At 74.3% G+C, this 17593-nt stretch carries 15 protein-coding genes; 8 read left to right on the top strand and 7 right to left on the bottom strand.

Annotated elements, in window-relative coordinates; translation table 11 throughout:
- Positions 1-8 precede the first annotated feature (8 nt).
- From HDA31_RS03685 to HDA31_RS03660, 6 genes are all read right to left on the bottom strand, one after another.
- Positions 9-1568: a sensor histidine kinase gene (locus HDA31_RS03685; protein ID WP_178066288.1), complete on the bottom strand. Its 1560-nt coding sequence runs from the start codon at positions 1566-1568 to the stop codon at positions 9-11.
- Positions 1565-2266 carry a response regulator transcription factor gene (locus tag HDA31_RS03680; RefSeq protein ID WP_043966583.1) on the bottom strand — a complete coding sequence of 234 codons (702 nt, stop codon included), beginning with the start codon at positions 2264-2266 and terminating at the stop codon, positions 1565-1567. Before HDA31_RS03680 ends, HDA31_RS03685 begins: the two co-directional genes overlap by 4 nt.
- Before the next feature lie 107 nt (positions 2267-2373).
- Positions 2374-2997, bottom strand: a complete 624-nt coding sequence (locus tag HDA31_RS03675) for a PadR family transcriptional regulator (RefSeq protein WP_074472715.1) — start codon at positions 2995-2997, stop codon at positions 2374-2376.
- On the bottom strand, positions 2994-3821 hold the full coding sequence (locus HDA31_RS03670; RefSeq protein WP_178066289.1) for a DUF4097 family beta strand repeat-containing protein: 828 nt from the start codon (positions 3819-3821) through the stop codon (positions 2994-2996). Before HDA31_RS03670 ends, HDA31_RS03675 begins: the two co-directional genes overlap by 4 nt.
- 103 nt (positions 3822-3924) lie before the next feature.
- Entirely contained in the window at positions 3925-4917 is a 993-nt protein-coding gene (locus HDA31_RS03665; RefSeq protein WP_178066290.1) for a lysophospholipid acyltransferase family protein, read from the bottom strand.
- Positions 4914-5801 carry a GNAT family N-acetyltransferase gene (locus HDA31_RS03660; RefSeq protein ID WP_178066291.1) on the bottom strand — a complete coding sequence of 296 codons (888 nt, stop codon included), beginning with the start codon at positions 5799-5801 and terminating at the stop codon, positions 4914-4916. Before HDA31_RS03660 ends, HDA31_RS03665 begins: the two co-directional genes overlap by 4 nt.
- A 189-nt stretch (positions 5802-5990) precedes the next feature.
- Here HDA31_RS03660 and HDA31_RS03655 point away from each other — a divergent pair, with 189 nt between their 5' ends.
- From HDA31_RS03655 to HDA31_RS03625, 7 genes are all read left to right on the top strand, one after another.
- Positions 5991-6647, top strand: a complete 657-nt coding sequence (locus HDA31_RS03655) for a hypothetical protein (RefSeq protein ID WP_178066292.1) — start codon at positions 5991-5993, stop codon at positions 6645-6647.
- Between the two features lie 199 nt (positions 6648-6846).
- Entirely contained in the window at positions 6847-7788 is a 942-nt protein-coding gene (locus HDA31_RS03650) for an ABC transporter ATP-binding protein (protein WP_178066293.1), read from the top strand.
- Complete coding sequence (locus HDA31_RS03645) at positions 7785-8609, top strand: DUF2705 family protein (protein WP_074472710.1); 825 nt, start codon at positions 7785-7787, stop codon at positions 8607-8609. The genes HDA31_RS03650 and HDA31_RS03645 overlap by 4 nt, the downstream gene beginning before the upstream one ends.
- Positions 8610-8880: 271 nt before the next feature.
- Positions 8881-12636 (top strand): multifunctional oxoglutarate decarboxylase/oxoglutarate dehydrogenase thiamine pyrophosphate-binding subunit/dihydrolipoyllysine-residue succinyltransferase subunit, encoded by a 3756-nt coding sequence (locus HDA31_RS03640; protein ID WP_178066294.1) that lies wholly within the window; start codon positions 8881-8883, stop codon positions 12634-12636.
- Positions 12637-12752: 116 nt separating this feature from the next.
- Positions 12753-12932, top strand: a complete 180-nt coding sequence (locus HDA31_RS03635) for a DUF6104 family protein (protein WP_074472708.1) — start codon at positions 12753-12755, stop codon at positions 12930-12932.
- A gap of 88 nt (positions 12933-13020) precedes the next feature.
- The gene (gene pta / locus HDA31_RS03630) at positions 13021-15090 is read left to right on the top strand and encodes a phosphate acetyltransferase (RefSeq protein WP_178066295.1); all 2070 of its coding nucleotides are present in this window, start codon (positions 13021-13023) and stop codon (positions 15088-15090) included.
- The gene (locus HDA31_RS03625) at positions 15087-16214 is read left to right on the top strand and encodes an acetate/propionate family kinase (protein ID WP_178066296.1); all 1128 of its coding nucleotides are present in this window, start codon (positions 15087-15089) and stop codon (positions 16212-16214) included. Before pta ends, HDA31_RS03625 begins: the two co-directional genes overlap by 4 nt.
- 51 nt (positions 16215-16265) lie before the next feature.
- Here the strand turns inward: HDA31_RS03625 and HDA31_RS03620 are convergent, their stop codons facing one another.
- Positions 16266-16439 (bottom strand): hypothetical protein, encoded by a 174-nt coding sequence (locus tag HDA31_RS03620; protein ID WP_176734753.1) that lies wholly within the window; start codon positions 16437-16439, stop codon positions 16266-16268.
- 187 nt (positions 16440-16626) lie between these two features.
- On the opposite strand from HDA31_RS03620, the gene HDA31_RS03615 reads away from it, so the two are divergent.
- Complete coding sequence (locus tag HDA31_RS03615) at positions 16627-17532, top strand: alpha/beta hydrolase family protein (RefSeq protein WP_221486896.1); 906 nt, start codon at positions 16627-16629, stop codon at positions 17530-17532.
- Positions 17533-17593: the final 61 nt, after the last annotated feature.

Below are 17593 nucleotides of genomic sequence, written 5' to 3'. Positions count from 1 at the left end.
CCTGAAAGTCACTCGCCCGGGTCGTCGCCGCTGTCGGGCAGCAGCGGCACCCGGACCCGGAAGGTCGCTCCCCCGCCCGGCGTCTCGCCGACCTCGACGGTGCCGTGGTGCGCGGCGACCAGCGCCGCCACGATGGCCAGCCCCAGCCCGGTGCTGGTCATCCCGCCGGCCCGCCGGGTGCGGGCCGCGTCGGCCCGGTAGAACCGCTCGAACACCCGCTCGGCCTGCTCCGGGGAGAGCCCCGGGCCGGTGTCGGCCACCTCCACCACCGCCAGGTTCCCCGGCTCGGTACGCAGCCGCAGCGTCACCGAGGCGTCCGGCGGGGTGTGGGTGAGCGCGTTCGTCATCAGGTTGCCGATCACCTGCCGCAACCGGGCGTCGTCGCCCAGCACCACCAGCGGCCCGGAGCCCGGCTCGATCTCCAGCTCGATGCGCCGGTCGGGGGCCACCACCCGGGCGGCCTGCACGGCGTCGCCGGCCAGCAGCGGCAGCTCCACCGGGCCGAGGGCGAGGGGCCGCTCCCGGTCCAGCCGGGCGAGCAGCAGCAGGTCCTCCACCAGCAGCCCCATCCGGGCGGCCTCGTCCTCGATGCGGCGCAGCAGGCCGGCGGTCTCCTCCGGGGCCCGCGCCGCGCCCTGCCGGTACAGCTCGGCGAAGCCGCGGATGGTGGTCAACGGGGTACGCAGCTCGTGCGAGGCGTCTGCGACGAACTGCCGCATCCGCTCCTCCGAGCGGCGGGCCCGCGCCTCGGACGCCTGCGCCGCGGCGGCCGCGTCCCGCGCGCCCGCCTCGGCCGAGCGGGCGGCGATCTCCGAGGCCGCGCGGGCGGTGAAGGCGGCCTCGATCTGGGCCAGCATCGTGTTCAGGGCCCGGGACAGCCGCCCCAGCTCCGAGGTCGGGCAGGGCTCGCCGTCCTCCGGGTCGGGCACCCGCCGGGTCAGGTCGCCACCGGCGATGGCGGCGGCGGTGCGCTCGATCTCCACCAGCGGCTTGAGGCTGGTCCGCACGATCGCCGCGCCGATGGACGCGAGCAGGATCAGCACCGCCCCGCCGACCAGCAGGTCTATCCAGACCAGCCGCTTGACCGCCAGGTCGACGTCGGTGAGGTTCTGTGCGATGGCCACCATCTGCCCGTTCGGCAGCTCGGCGTAGATGATCCGCCAGCGCACCCCGCTGTCGCGGGCCGGGACCGTCCGTGGCTTGCCGACCTTGGCCGCGAAGCCGGCCGCGTCGCTCGGCCAGGACGGCAGGTCCTCGATGCGGAACCGGCCCCGGTCGTACTCGGTGACCGACACCGCCCCGGAACGCCGGTCGGTGGCCACCACCAGGTAGTCGGTGGGCACGACCGACCGCGTGGGCTGGGCCGTGATCAGGGTGGTCTCGATGTTGTCCACCGAGGCGTTCAGCTCGACGTCGACCTGGGCGACCAGGTAGTTGCGCAGGAAATAGGTGGTCAGGGAGCTGATCACCAGCAGGGCCGCGGCGACCAGCGTCAGCACCGCCGCCACCAGCTTCACCCGCAGCGGTACGCTCCGCAGCCGCCCCTTCGCCAGCGCGACGGCGTTCACGCCGCCGGCTTGCGCAGCACGTATCCCACGCCGCGCAGAGTGTGGATCAGCCGGGGCTGGGTGTTGTCGACCTTGCGCCGCAGGTAGGAGATGTAGGACTCGACGATGTTGTCGTCGCCCCGGAAGTCGTAGTTCCACACGTGGTCGAGGATCTGCGCCTTGGACAGCACCCGGTTGGCGTTGAGCATCAGGTAGCGCAGCAGCTTGAACTCGGTCGGCGAGAGCTGCACGCGCTGCCCGGCCCGGTGCACCTCGTGGGTCTCCTCGTCCAGCTCCAGGTCGGCGAAGGTGAGCCGGGAGGGCGTCTGGTCGCCGCTGGCCGTGCGGCGCAGCACGGCGCGGATCCGGGCCGTGAGCTCCTCCAGGCTGAACGGCTTGGTGACGTAGTCGTCGCCGCCCAGGGTCAGCCCGCGGATCTTGTCGTCGGTGGCGTCCCGGGCCGTCAGGAAGACCACCGGGGTCCGGGTGCCGCCCTCGCGGAGCATCCGGATGACCTCGAAGCCGTCGAGGTCGGGGAGCATCACGTCGAGGACCACCAGGTCGGGGCGGTGGTCCTTGGCGGCGTGCAGCGCGGCGCTCCCGCTGGTCGCGGTGGCCACGTCGAAGCCGGCGAAGCGGAGGCTCGCGGAGAGCAGTTCGAGGATGTTGGGATCGTCCTCGACGACGAGCAGTCGCGCCTCGGTCTGGGTAGCGGCCATGCCGACCATCATCCGTGACCTCGCTGCGTCGGCGCTGGGCGGTTGCTGGAAACTCCCTGAGAACTCCGGGCCGCTTCCGCGCCGGCCCCGGGCCGGCCCGGGGTCGGCTAGCGCAGCAGCCGGCGCAGCCCGTCCAGGGCGCCGTCGAGGACCCGGATCGCCGCGCGGAGCTGGACGTCGTCGAGCCGGCCCGCCCGCGTCAACGCGTCGACCTCGACGGTGAACGCGGCCAACCGGTCGTCGAGCTCGGCCAGCAGCGGCGAGGAGCCGGCGGGGGCGGCGGACCGCGCCGGGCCCGGGGGCGACGCGGCCTCCCACGGGGTACGGCGGGACTGGCGCGTCCGCCGGGTCGCCTCGCGCAGCTCCCGCTTGAGGTCGCGCACCGACCCGCGTACCTCGGAGCGGATCTCGCCGGCCAGGGCGGAGAGGTCGGCCACCGACGAGCTGATGTCGGACTCCAGGGTGGCCAGCTCGGCGGCCCGCTGGCGCAGCTCGGCCCGGCCCGCCTCGGTGATGTCGTAGACCTTGCGGCCACCGGCGGCGGTGTGGGTCACCCGCCCCTCCGCCTCCAGCCGCTGGAGCCGGGGGTAGATCGTGCCGGCGCTCGGCGCGTACAGGCCGAGGAAGCGGTCCTCCAGCAGCCGGATCAGCTCGTAGCCGTGCTTCGGGCCGTCGTCGAGCAGCTTGAGCAGATAGAGCCGGAGCCGCCCGTGGCTGAACACGGTGGTCACGGCAGCTCCTCAGCGTCGTCGACCGGACGGGCGAGCAGCGCGATGCTGCCGGAGGTCGCGGACGCCCAGAGCCTACCCGCGCCGGTGCCGAGGACCCCCGCGCTGTCCCGCACGCCGCCGAGCCCGCTTCCGTCGCGCACCTGCGGGAACCCGCTGGTGATCCGGCCGGCGGTGGTGTGCAGGCGGACGTCGAGGTCGCTGTCCTCGCGGACCCGGACGGTGATCCGGCCGGAGATGGTGCTCAGCCGGATCTCGCCGCCGCGCTGGGTGTCCAGGTCGCAGGTGATCTCGCCGGAGACGGTGTGCGCGCGCACCGTGCCGACGGTGCCGTCGGCGAGGACGACCTCCCCGGAGACGGTCTCCAGGCTCAGGTCCCCGGCCACCCCCAGGGCCTCCACCGGCCCGGAGACGATCTTCGCGGTGGTGCGGCCCCGCACACCCATCAGGGCGATCTGGCCCGCCGTGACGTCGGCGCGCGTCTCCCGGCTCAGGCCCGAGGCGACCAGCGAGCCGTCGACCAGCCCGAGGTCGGCCAGCACGTCGGCGGGCACGGCGATCGAGACGTCGGCCCGGAAGCGCCGGCCGAGCCGGCCGAGCCACCAGAGCAGCCCGGGCCACCTCGGTCGGCGTTCGTGCCGGACGGTCAGCACCCCGTCGTGCTGCTCGACGAGCACGGGCCGGCTGCTGACCCGGGTGACGTCCACCCGGGCCGGGCCGTCCGTGCCGACGACGGCGAGCCGCCCGGTCACCAGCCGGACGTGCAGGGCGGTGACCGGCTCGTCGAGGGTGAGCCGCTGTGGGCGGTCGACGGTCCACCTGGGCATGGCATCCTCCCGCCGGCGGGCGCGCCCCGGCGGCGCGCTCCTCCGGTGGCAGAATAACGCGATACATCGCGACCGAACAAGACTGTCGCGTGTCGGGGACGCGTCAGGCCGCGAGGCCGACCTGCGCGGCGGCGGGGGACGTCGGGCCGACCTGCGTGCCGGCGACCCGAGGCGACCCGGGCGCGAGCGGCAGCACCGGGACGGCGGCCCGGGGCGGGACGGCCGCAGCGGCGGCCCGGGGCGGCACGAGGTGGACCGCCGACTCGGCGATCCGGGCGAGCCGCCGCCGGTCCGCGTCCCGCCCGGGGTGCAGCGCGGCGGTCGCCGTCACCGTCACCGTGAGCCCCCGGGTCGCCAGGACCCGCCAGACCGACCGGCCCAGACTCTCCGCGCCGAGGAAGGCGCCGACGGTCGTCGGCCCACCGGCGGGAGCGGCCGGGAGGCCGGGGGCCGGCGCAGCGGCGGCCAGGTGGTAGCCGATCCGGACCGGGACGACCGGCGCGCCCGCGTCGACCGCCGCCTGGAACACGGCGGGACGGAACCCGCCGCCCGGCCGGCAGCCCACGGCCGCGCCGCACCACGTCGTACCCTCGGGAAAGACCGCGACCGGGTGACCGGCCCGCAGCGCGGCGGCGACCCGGCGCACGGCGGCGGGCAGCGCCCGGGGGCGCGCGCGGTCCACGAAGAGGGTGCCCACCGCGACGGCCAGCGGCCCGACCAGCGGCCAGCGGCGCACCTCGCGCTTGGCCAGGACCCGGGCCGGCGCCACGGCCAGCAGCGCGAGCACGTCCAGCCACGACGCGTGGTTGGCGACCACGAGCGACGGCCGCCGGGGCAGCCGGCCCCGGACCACCAGCCGCACGCCGCAGGCCCGGGCCGCGCCCCGGGCCCAGCCGCGCAGCGCGGCCCGCCGCTCCCGGGCCGGCAGCACCGGCAGCAGCCCGGCCAGCGCCGCGCCGGCCACCAGCATCAGGAGTACGGCCGCCAGCCGCCCGAGCCGGCGGGCGACCGGCACGGTGGGGGTGTCCCCCGGGCCGGGCAGGCAGTCCGCGTCGCAGCCGGAGACCGGCCGCCAGAGGTCGTGGCGGGCGGTCACCGCCCGCCCCCGTCGCCGAGGAAGTGCCGCAGGTGGCGAGGGCTCATCCGGTCCAGCGAGAAGATCACGTAGAAGTCGGCGACCCGGAAGTCCGGGTCGTACGCCGGCTCGCCGGCCACCCAGGCGCCCAGCCGCAGGTACCCGCGCAGCAGCGGCGGCAGCGCGACCCGCCCGGCCGGGCGCGGATCGCCGGGCGCGGTGGTGGTGGGCGTCGCGACGGCGTGCGGGGCGGTGGTGTCGGGCCCGGCGGCGGCCTGCCCGGCGCCGACGCGCGGCCCCGCGACGCGCGGCCCCGCGACGGGCGGCTCAGCGGCGCGCGGCTCGGCCAGCCAGGGGCGCAGCGGCCGGACCCGCAGCGGCGGCGGGGCCAGGTGCCGGGCCCGGACGTGCTCCCAGACGCCGGCGGCGAGCAGCCCGCCGTCGTCGACCGGCACGGAGGCGCAGCCGCCCAGCCAGCGCGACCCGCGCAGGTGCAGGTAGCGGGTGATGCCGGTCCACATCAGGTTGATCACCGCGCCGGAGCGGTGCGCCGGGTGGACGCAGGACCGACCGGCCTCCACCAGGACGTCCCGCAGCGGGTCGAGCGCGGTGAGGTCGAACTCGGCCTCCGCGTACCGGCGCGGGGTCCGGCCGGGCGGCAGCAGCCGGTACGTCCCGACCACCGCCCCGGTGCGCTCCTCGCGGACGATCAGGTGGTCGCAGTAGGGGTCGAGGTCGTCGGCGTCCAGGCCGGCCGGACCGGGGCGCAGGGTGGCCCCGAGCTCGGTGGCGAAGACCTCGTGGCGCAGTCGCTGCGCGGCCGCGACCTGACGGGGGTCGTCGGCGATCGACACGGTGTATCCGCTGGTCGTCAGGGGAACGCCAGCGACGGGCAGAACAGCCATGAGCTCTGTGTAGGTGCCCCGGATGCCGCGGGCGGGGACGACCGGTGTCGATCCGGTGAACGCCACCGGGCGGACTTCCCCGGCCCGGCGGAGGGCGGTGAGAGGGGGACCCTTCTCTACCGCAGGCGTTAACAAGGGGCCCTTCCTTGCCCGGAACCGGGCGTGCGAGGCTGCGCGGAGGAGGTGCGCGTGATCATCCCCGCGAGATACAACGGGCCGCCCGGGTCGGGCAACGGCGGTTGGTGCGCCGGCGTCTTCGCCGCCGCGTCCGGGCTCGGCGGCACGGTCGAGGTGACGTTGCGGCAGCCGCCGCCGCTGGAGACCCCGCTGACCCTCGACGGCGGCGAGGTGCACGACCCGGACGGCCGGCTGATCGCCCAGGTGCGCGGCGTGGACGAGGTTCCGGAGGTGGTGCCCCCGGTGGACGTCGACACGGCGCGGGCCGCGTCGGCGGCGTACCCGGGCCTGGTGGACCACCCGTTCCCCGGCTGCTTCGTCTGCGGGCCCGGCCGGGCCGACGGGCTGCGGATCTTCCCGGGCCGCCTGCCCGACGGGCGGACCGCCGCGCCGTTCACCGCCCCGGCCGAGGTGGACGCGGCTACGGTATGGGCGGCGCTGGACTGCCCCGGCGGCTGGGCGGTGATCGACGCGGGCCGGCCGTACGTGCTGGGCCGGATGACCGCCGTGCTGGAGGGGCTGCCGACGCCGGGCGACGAATGCGTGGTGACGGGCATGGCCGACGGCGTGTGGGGACGCAAGGCGGTGGTCCGGACCAGCCTGTACGCCCCGGACGGCCGGCTGCTGGGCCGGGCCCTGGCCGCCTGGATCGCCCTGTCGGAGGCGTGACCGGCGGGTCGGGGGGCCGGGCCCCGGGCGGGGCGTTCTCGTCCCTGGGGAGGACCGGCTCCTGCCTGAGGTGGAGGCGGAGGTAGGTGTCGCGCCTGATTGACCTGGTTGCGCGGCCTTGCCAGGCTGTGCCACGGCGCGTCCGCAACCGCGCCGCACATCTCGGCGCGCTCTCCGCGCCGTGCACGGGAGGAGAAAGATGTCTGACGGGCAGCGAAGCCCCATAACCGACAGCGGTCAGATCGTGGTGTCCGGCCTGACGAAGCAGTACAAGAACGTCCGGGCGGTCGACAATCTGTCGTTCACGGTCGAACCGGGGCGGGTCACCGGCTTCCTCGGCCCGAACGGCGCCGGCAAGACCACCACGCTGCGCATGCTGCTGAACCTGGTCACCCCGACGGGCGGCACGGCGACCATCGGCGGCCAGCGCTACGCGGACCTGACCGACCCGCTGCGCCACGTCGGCGCGGTGCTGGAGGCGTCCAGCGCGCACAAGGGCCGCACCGGGATCAACCACCTGCGGGTGATCTGCGCGGCGGCCGGCCTGCCGAAGTCGCGCGCCGACGAGGCGCTGGCCCTGGTGGGGCTCACCCCGGCGGCGAAGCGTAAGTTCAAGGGCTACTCGCTGGGCATGAAGCAGCGCCTCGGCATCGCCGCCGCGATGCTCGGCGACCCCCGGGTGCTGATCCTCGACGAGCCGGCGAACGGGCTCGACCCCGAGGGCATCCGGTGGATGCGCGGCTTCCTCAAGGGCCTGGCCCACGAGGGCCGCACGGTGCTGGTCTCCAGCCACCTGCTGTCGGAGATGCAGCTGCTCGCCGACGACGTGGTGATCATCGCGGCCGGCAAGCTGGTCCGGCAGGGGCCGGTCGAGCAGGTGCTGGGCTCGATGGCGCAGGGCGGCGGCCGGGTGCGGGTGCGCACCCCGCAGGCCGACGAGCTGGTCGCGGCGCTGCGCGCGCAGTCGGCGACGGTGGAGACCGGTGAGCACGGCGTGCTGCTGGTCACCGGGGCGGACGCCCCGGCGATCGGCAAGGCCGCGCTGGCCGCCGGTGTGGAGCTGCACGAACTGACCCCGGAACGGCCCGACCTGGAACGGGTCTTCCTGGAGCTGACGGCCGGAAAGGCGGGCATCCGATGAACCTCGTCCGATCCGAGCTGCTCAAGATCCGCACCACCAACACGTGGTGGGTCTTCGCGCTCATCTCGCTGCCGCTGTGGGGCCTCACCGCGCTGATCAACTGGTTGCAGACCGACGCGCTGGCCAGCGGCAACTTCGGCGACGTGCCGGCCGACCAGGCCGACCAGGTGGCGGCCGTGCAGTCCGTGGACAGCCTGGCCGCCAACATCTACACCAACGGGCAGTTCTTCGGGCTGCTCATCGTGATGCTGCTCGGCATCATCGTGGTGACCAGCGAGTTCTTCCACCAGACGGTGACGACCACGTTCCTCACCGTGCCGCACCGCACGGCGGTGATGACGGCGAAGCTGGTCGCGGCGGCCGTGCTGGCGATGCTGTTCTGGCTGGTCACCACGGGGCTCAACCTGGTGCTCGGCGTGCTGGTGCTCAACAGCGTCGACCTCGGCTCCCAGCTCGGCAACGGCGCGGTCTGGACGGCGACGGCGCTCAACGCGCTGGCGTACCTGCTCTGGTCGGTGCTGGGCGTCGGCATCGGCGTGCTGATCCGCAGCCAGATCGGCGCGACGGTGACCGGCATCCTGCTCTACCTGGGCGGCTCGATCGGCGCGGCCATCGCGATCAGCATCCTCGCCGCCCGCTGGGGCGAGTGGATCAACAACCTCCAGGTGCTGGTGCCCTCGCTGGCCTCGTCGCTGATGGTCAGCGGCACCGAGATCCCCGGCAACCCGCCGCGCTGGGCGGGCGCGGCGGTGCTGATCGGGTACGCCGTGGTGACCGGCATGATCGGCACCCTCACCATGCGGCGGCGGGACATCTCCTGACCCCTCGCCGGATGGCCGGCGGCCGGCCCCGGAGCGTGATCGCAGGATCGCGCCCGGGGCCGGCTCCGTTCCGGGCCGGAGTCAACGGGACACGCGGCGCTGACCGAACCTGTGTCATCTTCTGTGAAACCGACCACGCGCCCGAGCCGGAAATGCCTAGCGTATTCGTACGGCGTAGCCTGGGAGCCGTCCCCCGTCCGCCCCTCGCATTCGGGGCGTCGGAGGACACCGCGTGACACACAAACCCGCGTGAAAGAGGCGATTACCGGCCGTGTCGACCCAGCAGACTTCGCAGGAGAACCCACTGGCGGGTTTCGGCCCTAACGAGTGGCTCGTCGAGGAGATGTACCAGCGTTACCTCGCCGACCCGAGCAGCGTCGATTCGGCCTGGCACGACTTCTTCGCCGACTACCGCCCCGCGCCGGGCGCCGCCACGGCACGCCCGGACGGCCAGTCCGCCAAGGCCGCGCCGGAGCCGGCCGGGCAACAGGAGGCCGCCGCCACCGTCGCCCAGCCGGCGGCGCAGGCCGCGCCGGCCCCCGCGAAGGCCCCCGCGCCGAAGGCGTCCGCGTCCGGGGCGCAGCCGACGGTGAAGCCCGCCACGAAGCCGACGCCCGCCAGAGCCACGAAGGCCGAGCCGGCCGCGAAGGCGGCGGCGAAGCCGACGGTGACCGGCCCGCAGACCACCCCGCTGCGCGGCGTCGCCGCGAAGATCGTCCAGAACATGGACGCCTCGCTGAGCGTGCCGACCGCGACGAGCGTGCGTGCCGTCCCGGCGAAGCTGCTGGTGGACAACCGCATCGTGATCAACAACCACCTCGCCCGGGGGCGCGGCGGCAAGGTCAGCTTCACCCACCTGATCGGTTACGCGATGGTCCGGGCGCTCGTCGAGCACCCGGAGATGAACAACTCCTTCGCCGAGGTCGACGGCAAGCCGGCGATGGTCCGCCCCGAGCACGTCAACCTGGGCATCGCGATCGACCTGGCCAAGCCCGACGGCAGCCGCAACCTGGTGGTGCCGTCCATCAAGGGCTGCGAGACGATGGACTTCCGGCAGTTCTGGCAGGCGTACGAGGACGTGGTCCGGCGCGCCCGCCGCAACGAGCTGACCATGGAGGACTACTCGGGCACCACGATCTCGCTGACCAACCCAGGCGGCATCGGCACGGTGCACTCGATCCCGCGTCTGATGACGGGGCAGAGCGCCATCATCGGCGTCGGCGCGATGGAGTACCCGGCGCCCTACCAGGGGATGAGCGAGGCCACCCTCGCCGAGCTGGCCGTCAGTAAGATCATCACGCTGACCAGCACGTACGACCACCGGATCATCCAGGGCGCGCAGTCCGGCGAGTTCCTCAAGGTCATGCACGAGCTGCTGCTCGGCGGGCACGGCTTCTACGACCAGATCTTCACCTCGCTGCGCATCCCGTACGAGCCGGTGCGCTGGATGCAGGACGTGGCCGTCAACTCCGAGGGCCAGATCAACAAGACCGCGCGGGTGCACGAGCTGATCCACGCGTACCGGGTGCGCGGTCACCTGATGGCCGACACCGACCCGCTGGAATTCAAGATCCGCAAGCACCCCGACCTGGACGTCCTCCAGCACGGGCTGACCCTGTGGGACCTGGACCGGGTCTTCCCGGTCAACGGCTTCGCCGGCAAGCAGCGGATGAAGCTGCGCGACATCCTCGGCGTGCTGCGCGACTCCTACTGCCGCCGGGTCGGCGTGGAGTACATGCACATCCAGGACCCGGAGGAGCGGCGCTGGATCCAGGAGCGGATCGAGCGCAAGTACGAGAAGCCCACCTCCGACGAGCAGAAGCACGTGCTCAACCGGCTCAACGCCGCCGAGGCGTTCGAGACCTTCCTCCAGACGAAGTACGTGGGCCAGAAGCGCTTCTCGCTGGAGGGCGGCGAGTCGCTGATCCCGCTGCTCGGCGAGGTGCTGGAGTCCTCCGCCGAGGCGGGGCTCGACGAGGTCGTCATCGGCATGGCCCACCGGGGCCGGCTCAACGTGCTGGCCAACATCGTCGGCAAGCCGTACGAGAAGATCTTCTCGGAGTTCGAGGGGCACCTCGACCCGCGCTCGACGCAGGGCTCGGGCGACGTGAAATACCACCTCGGCCAGAACGGCAAGTTCACCACCCCCGACGGCGAGCACTCCGTCAAGGTGTCGGTGGTGGCCAACCCGTCGCACCTGGAGGCCGTCGACCCGGTGCTGGAGGGCATCGTCCGGGCCAAGCAGGACCGGATCGACCTCAAGCTGGAGGGCTACACCGTGCTGCCGCTGGCGGTGCACGGTGACGCCGCCTTCGCCGGGCAGGGCGTGGTCGCCGAGACGCTCAACCTGTCGCAGCTGCGCGGCTACCGCACCGGCGGCACGGTGCACGTGGTGGTCAACAACCAGGTGGGCTTCACCACCGCCCCCGAGCACTCCCGGTCCAGCCTCTACAGCACCGACGTGGCCCGGATGATCGAGGCCCCGATCCTGCACGTCAACGGCGACGACCCCGAGGCCGTGGTCCGGGTCGCCCGGCTGGCGTTCGAATACCGGCAGGCGTTCAACAAGGATGTCGTGATCGACATGGTCTGCTACCGCCGGCGCGGCCACAACGAGGGCGACGACCCCTCGATGTCCAACCCGCAGATGTACAAGATCATTGACTCGAAGCGGTCGGTCCGCAAGCTCTACACCGAGGAGCTGATCGGCCGGGGCGACATCACCGTGGAGGACGCGGAGGAGCTGCTGCGCGACTACCAGGCGCAGCTGGAGCGGGTCTTCAAGGCCACCCGGGACGCCGCCTCCGCGCCGAAGCAGGCGGCCCGGCCGCGCCGCGAGGACGAGCCGGAGCCGCAGGTGGCGACCGCCACGACGGCCGAGGTCGTCAAGGCCGTCGGCGAGGCGCACACCACCCTGCCGGAGGGCTTCACCCCGCACAAGCGGATCCAGCAGCTGCTCGACCGGCGGGCCAAGATGTCCGTCGAGGGCAACATCGACTGGGGGTACGGCGAGATCATCGCGTTCGGCGCGCTGCTGCACGACGGGGTCACCGTCCGGCTCGCCGGGCAGGACTCCCGCCGGGGCACGTTCGTGCAGCGGCACGCCTCGGTGGTGGACGCCCGCACCGGCGACGACTACCTGCCGCTGAAGTCGCTCACCGCCGACGGCGAGCGGTCCCGGTTCTTCGTGCACGACTCCCTGCTGTCGGAGTACGCGGCGATGGGCTTCGAGTACGGCTACTCGGTGGAGAACGTCAACGCGCTGGTCTGCTGGGAGGCCCAGTTCGGCGACTTCGTCAACGGCGCGCAGTCGGTGATCGACGAGTTCATCTCCTCCGGCGAGGTGAAGTGGGGCCAGCGCTCCGCCGTCACCCTGCTGCTGCCGCACGGCCACGAGGGCCAGGGCCCGGACCACACGTCCGGCCGCCCGGAGCGGTTCCTCCAGCTCTGCGCCGAGGACAACATGCGGGTGGCCATGCCGACCACCCCGGCGAACCACTTCCACCTGCTGCGCCGCCAGGCCCTGTCGCCGAAGCGCAAGCCGCTCGTGGTGTTCACGCCGAAGTCGCTGCTGCGGCACAAGCTCTGCGTGTCGCCGGTGGAGGACTTCACCACGGGCACCTTCGCCCCGGTGCTGGCCGACACCGCCGCCCCGCCCGCCGGGCAGGTGAAGCGGGTGCTGCTCTGCTCGGGCAAGGTCTACTACGACCTGTTCCAGGCCCGGGCCGAGCGCGGCGTCACCGACACCGCGATCGTCCGGATGGAGCAGCTCTACCCGCTGCCCGTCGAGGAGATCCGGGCCGCCCTCGCGCAGTACCCGAACGCCGAGGACTTCGCCTGGGTGCAGGAGGAGCCGGCCAACCAGGGCGCGTGGAGCTTCGTCGCGCTCAACCTGCTGGAGCACCTCAGCGAGGTCCGGCTGCGCCGCATCTCCCGCCCCGCCGCCGCCGCGCCGGCGGTCGGCTCGGCGAAGATGCACGAGGTCGAGCAGAACGCGCTGATTGAGGCGGCCCTGCCCCGCCCGTGACCTGACCGCACCACCGCGCGCCGGGGCAGCGACCGTCACCACGACGGTCGCTGCCCCGCTCGCGTCCCTGACCGCACGACCCGGCCGCCGGCCGGCACTACCGATGAGGACGCACGATGTACTTCACCGACCGTGGCATCGAGGAACTGGTCGAGCGGCGGGGCGAGGAGCAGGTGAGCGTGGAGTGGCTGGGCGAGCGCCTGCGCGACTTCGTGGACCTGAACCCCGAGTTCGAGACGCCGATCGAGCGCTTCGCCACCTGGCTCGCCCGGTTGGACGACGAAGACGACGACTGACCGCGACGACTGACGGCGGCGACGGCCGGCCGCCGGCCCGGGTCCAAGGACCCGGGCGACCCTCGCCGCGATCTTGTAGCGTGGGGACGTGGCCCGGAGCGTGTATCTGACCAGCGTCGGTTCCGGCGGGGGCAAGTCGACGATCGCGCTCGGCCTCGCCGAGCTGCTCTCCCGGCAGGTCGGCCGGATCGGCGCGTTCCGGCCCCTCGTCCCCGGCCGGGGCCCCGACCAGATCCTCGCCCTGCTCACCGAGCGCTACCGCGTCGAGATCCCGGTCGACGAGCTGCACGGCTGCACCTACGCCGAGGCGGGCGCGCTGGTCGGCGACGGGCGGCGCGAGGAGCTGATCTCCCGGATCGTCGAGCGCTACCGCGACGTCGAACGGCGCTGCCCCGCGGTGGTCGTGGTGGGCAGCGACTTCGCCGACGGCGGCGACGGCGCGGGCCCCCGCGAGCTGGCGTTCAACGCCCGCCTCGCCACCGAGTTCGGCAGCGTGGTGGTGCCCGTCGTCGACGGCTTCGGGCAGGAGCCGGAGGCGATCGCGGCGGCGGCGCGCGGGGCGTACCACGATCTGGTGGACCTCGGCGCGACGGTGCTGGCGGTGATCGCCAACCGGGTGCCGGGGCCGATGACGCTGCCCGACCTGCCCGTCCCCGCGTACGCGATCCCGGAGGTGCCGACCGTGTCGGCGCCGACGGTGGCCGAGGTCGCGGCGGCGCTCGGCGCGACCCTGCTGGCCGGCGACGACGCCGCGCTCGGCCGCGACGTGCTCGACTACGTCGTCGGCGCGGCGCACGTGCCGACGCTGCTGGACCACCTCACCGAGGGCGCGCTGGTGATCACCCCGGCCGACCGGGCCGACCTGCTGGTGGCGGCCAGCGCCGCGCACGTCGCCGGCCAGGTCTCCGTCGCCGGGCTGGTGCTCACCCTCGGCGAACGGCCCGACCCGAGGGCGATGCGCCTGGTCGAGGCGCTCAACACCGGGCTCGCGGTGCTCTCGGTGCGCAGCGACAGCTACGACACGGTCGCCGCGTCCAGCCGGATCGAGGGCCGGCCCAGCATGGCCCACCCGCGCAAGGTCGAGGCCGCTCTTGGCGCGTTCGAGGACTGCGTCGACACCGTCGACCTCGCCCGCCGGCTGCGGGTCAGCCGCTCCGCGCGGGTCACCCCGCTGATGTTCGAGTACGACCTGATCGACCGGGCCCGCTCCCACCGGCGCCGCCTCGTGCTGCCCGAGGGGGCGGAGGAGCGGATCCTGCGCGCGGCGGAGATCCTGCTGCGCCGGGGCGTGGCCGACCTGACCCTGCTCGGCCGCCCCGACGACATCGCCCGGCGCACCCGGGAGCTGGGCGTCGACATCACCGGGGCGGCCGTCGTCGACCCGGCGACCAGCCCCTGGCGCGACGAGTTCGCCGAGGCGTACGCGAAGCTGCGCGCCCACCGGGGCATGACCGCCGAGCTGGCGCACGACATCGTGGCCCAGCCCAACTACTTCGGCACGATGATGGTGCACACCGGGCACGCCGACGGGATGGTCTCCGGGGCCACCCACACCACCGCCGCCACCATCCGCCCCGCGTTCGAGATCATCCGTACGGTGCCGGGGGTGTCGGTGGCCTCCAGCGTGTTCTTCATGCTGCTCGCCGACCGGGTGCTCGTCTACGGCGACTGCGCCGTCAACCCCGACCCGGACGCCGCCCAGCTCGCCGACATCGCCATCTCCTCCGCCGACACCGCCGCCCGGTTCGGCATCGAGCCCCGGGTGGCGATGCTGTCCTACTCGACCGGGGACTCCGGGGCCGGGGCCGACGTGGAGAAGGTCGCCGCCGCCACCCGCCTCGTCCGCGAGCGGCGGCCGGAGCTGCTGGTCGAGGGCCCCATCCAGTACGACGCGGCGATCGACCCGCACGTCGCGGCCACCAAGCTGCCCGACAGCGCCGTCGCCGGGCGGGCCACCGTGTTCGTCTTCCCCGACCTCAACACGGGCAACAACACGTACAAGGCGGTGCAGCGCTCCGCCGGGGCGGTGGCCGTCGGCCCCGTCATGCAGGGCCTGCGCCGCCCCGTCAACGACCTGTCCCGGGGCGCGACCGTCCCCGACATCGTCAACACCGTCGCCATCACCGCCATCCAGGCCGCCGCCGAGGAGTCGTCATGAGTCGGGTGCTCGTCCTCAACTGCGGCTCGTCGTCGGTGAAGTACCGGCTCTACGCCGGCGACGAGGTGCTGGCCTCCGGCACGGTGGAGCGGGTCGGCGAGCCCGGCGGCGGGCCGGCCGACCATGAGACGGCCGTCCGGGAGATCCTCGACCGACTCGGCCCGGACGGGCTCGCCGGGCTGACCGCCGTCGGGCACCGGGTGGTGCACGGCGGGCGGCGCTTCACCGCGCCGGTGCTGGTCGACGACGCCGTGTTCGCGGCGATCGAGGAACTCGTCCCGCTCGCCCCGCTGCACAACCCCGCCAACCTGGCCGGCATCCGGGTCGCCCGCGAGGCGCTGCCCGGGGTGCCGCAGGTCGCCGTCTTCGACACCGCGTTCCACCACACCCTGCCCGAGGCCGCCGCCACCTACGCGATCGACCGGGACACCGCCCGCAGACACGACATCCGCCGGTACGGCTTCCACGGCACCTCCCACGCGTACGTCTCCCGGCGCACCGCCGAGCTGCTGGGCCGGCCGTACGACGAGCTGAACACGATCACCCTGCACCTGGGCAACGGGGCGAGCGCCTGCGCGGTGCAGGGCGGGCGCAGCGTGGCCACCTCGATGGGGATGTCCCCCCTGGAGGGCCTCGTGATGGGCACCCGCAGCGGCGACCTCGACCCGACGATCGTCTTCCACCTGCGCCGCGAGGCCGGCATGGGCGTCGACGAGATCGACGACCTGCTCAACCACCGCAGCGGCCTGCTCGGCCTCGCCGGGGTCAACGACATGCGCGAGGTGCTGGCCCGCCGGGACGCCGGCGACCCGGCCGCCGCGCTCGCCTTCGACGTCTACACCCGCCGGATCACCGGCTACGTCGGGGCGTACTACGCGCTGCTCGGCCGGGTGGACGCGGTCACCTTCACCGCCGGGGTGGGCGAGCACGCGGCGCCGGTGCGGGCCGCCGCGCTGGCCGGCCTGGGGCGGCTCGGCATCGCCGTCGACCCGGCGCGCAACGACGGCACCGGCGACCGGGTGATCTCCCCGGCGGGCGCGGAGGTCGCCGTCTGCGTCGTCGGCACCGACGAGGAACGCGAGATCGCCCGCGCGGCCCGGGCCGTGGCCGACGCGGCGACCTGAGGCGGCGGCGCACGCCTCAGTCGAGGGCGAGCCGAGCGGCGACGCGCGTGCTCAGCTCAGGGCCAGCCAGGCGACGACGGCCACCAGCAGCACCACGGCCACCGCGATGCCGGCGACCAACGGAACCCGGGACGCCGGGGCGGCCGGGGCGGCTGCCTCCGGCGCGTGGGCGAACGCCCGGAACTGCTCTGTGTTGCCGCTCGGGTCCACGTACTTGTCAGACATGGCCAGACCCTAGCCAAGAAGGTCCACCCCGCGCCCGCCCGACCGGGCGGCACGCCGTAGGACCGCCGGATCGGCGGAGCCACCCCGACCGGGTGGCGTCGCCCACCGGTCCGGACGGCGGGGCCGCCGGACGTCGCCGGCCGCCTACCGTGAGGGCGTGTGGGTACGCCGGCTGGTCGCCGCGACGATGACGGCGCTGCTGGCCGGCTGCGGCACGGCCACCGTGGCCCCGGGGTCGGCCCCGGGATTCCGCAGCGCCCCGTCTGCCGGCCCCGCCCCGGCGACGGCGTACCCGGTCGGGGTGCACACCTTCACCCTCGACCCGGGCGGCGCGCGCCCGCTGCCGGTGACCGTCTGGTATCCGGCCGCCCGGGGCGGGGTCGCCCCCGGCCGGTTCCCCGTCGTCGTGTTCAGCCACGGGCTCGACAGCCTGCCCGCCCTGCACGCCCCGCTGACCAGCCGGTGGGCCGCCGCCGGCTTCGTGGTCGCCGCGCCCGCGTACCCGCACACCCGGCGCGGGGCGGCCCGGTTCACCCGCGCCGACGTGCGCCACCAGCCGGCCGACGGGTGGCGGCTGATCCGGCACCTGGTGCGCCTCGACACCCGCCGGGGCGACCCGCTCGCCGGGCACCTGGACGTGGCCCGGTTCGCCGCCGCCGGCCACTCGGCGGGCGGCTTCACCACCGCCGGGATGCTCACCTCCGGGCACCCGCCCCGGCTGCGGGCGGGCATCGTGATCGCCGGGGGCGGCCTGGCCGGGGCGTTCGCCGGGCCGACCGCGCCGGTGCTGTTCGTGCACGGCGACGCCGACCCGGTCGTCGGGGTGACCGTCGGCCGGGCCGCGTACGCCCGCACGCCCGGCCCGGCCGGGTTCCTCACCGTGGCCGGGGGCGACCACGGCGCCTACCTGACCCCGGGCCGCCCCGGCTTCGCCCAGGTCCTCGCCGCCACCACGGACTTCCTGCGCTGGGCGCTGTACGGCGACCGGGCCGCCCTGCGCCGCCTCCCCACGGACGCCACCCTCCCCACCCACTGGAGTTGCAAGGAAGGGCCCCCTGTTAACGCTTTCTGTATAGGAAGGGCCCCCTCCTAACAGCGCCCCGCCGGGCCTGCCACCGTCGCCCGGGGTGAGCGCACCCTGACCTGCGGTGCGA

It is taken from the genome of Micromonospora carbonacea (genome assembly GCF_014205165.1).
GTDB classification, from domain to species: Bacteria; Actinomycetota; Actinomycetes; order Mycobacteriales; family Micromonosporaceae; genus Micromonospora; species Micromonospora carbonacea.
The sequence above is the reverse complement of the archived record's forward strand: the minus strand, read 5'-3'. Positions and strand labels throughout refer to the sequence as shown.